The sequence below is a fragment of the Nitrincola nitratireducens genome (assembly GCF_000585235.1).
GTDB lineage: Bacteria > Pseudomonadota > Gammaproteobacteria > Pseudomonadales > Balneatricaceae > Nitrincola > Nitrincola alkalisediminis.
Window position 1 is genome coordinate 1 of the sequence record NZ_AONB01000056.1, and the last position, 1190, is coordinate 1190.

The window sequence follows — 1190 nt, forward strand, 5'->3', positions numbered from 1 at the left end:
GGGAAACTGCGATCAAGTTATCAAATTAAAACAGCTTAAAACGATCTGCCCATTGCTGGGCACAATTCAAACAAGTATTAACTGATTTTTGTCGATTTTAAGCCAGTAATGGCTGATTTTTTGCATTTTTTGGCACTATATCCGTTTTTTAGGCGGATTTAGGCTGCCATCGTATCATCTGATCTAATCGAACAATGTTCGCCAAAGTAAAGAGCATCGCCAGCTGATTATCATTCTTCGCTAATCCCTTGTATCTGGCTTTGACAAACTTGAACTGGCATTTAATGATACGGAATGGATGTTCTACTTTGGCACGGATACTCGCTTTTAAGAATTCAATTTTGATAGCTCTTTGATTTTTTTCCGGTTGTTTTTTAAGTGCGTTGACCTTACTTGGTCGCTCGGCTATCAACCAATCAACATCGGTGTCCTTTAGCTCTTCGCGCTTTTCAGCACCACGATAGCCAGCATCAGCTGATACAAATTCCTCTTCACCATGTAATAAATGACCGAGTTGGTTTAAGTCATGTTCATTTGCTGAAGTTGTTGTGAAGGTATGTGTCATACCGCTTTTGGCATCGACACCTATGTGTGCTTTCATACCGAAATGCCACTGGTTACCTTTTTTGGTTTGATGCATCTCCGAATCACGTTGCTTGTCTTTATTCTTTGTTGAGTTGGGTGCCTCAATGATCGTTGCATCAACCAGTGTGCCTTGCTTCATCAGAATGCCGCTCTCAGACAGCCATCGGTTCACTGCTTTAAGTATTTTACGAGCCAGCTTATGTTTTTCCAGCAAATGGCGGAAGTTCATGATAGTGGTGCGATCAGGAATAGCGCCATCTAAGGAAAGGTGAGCAAACAGTCTCATTGAGGCAATCTCATAGAGCGCGTCCTCCATAGCTTCATCACTGAGTGCGTACCACTGTTGCATGCAGTGAATTCGTAGCATCGTTTCTAACGGATAAGGGCGTCGTCCATTGCCTACCTTGGGGTAGAATGGCTCAACAACCTCAAGGAGCTGCGGCCAAGGCAACAGAGCATCCATCCGTGACAAAAAGATCTCTTTACGCGTTTTACGACGCTTATTGGAAAATTCACTATCTGCAAAAGTAAGTTGATGGCTCATGATGCGTTCTTTCTAGGTGATCATTTATGGCAAATTATTTCATATTAGGGACTTATTCGCA

The 1190-nt window shown here is 42.5% G+C and carries 1 protein-coding gene; it reads right to left on the reverse strand.

Annotated features, from left to right (window positions below):
- Window positions 1–148: 148 nt before the first annotated feature.
- Window positions 149–1129, reverse strand: coding sequence for an IS5 family transposase (locus D791_RS18575; RefSeq protein ID WP_036515025.1), 981 nt, complete (start codon window positions 1127–1129; stop codon window positions 149–151).
- Between the last annotated feature and the right edge of the window lie 61 nt (window positions 1130–1190).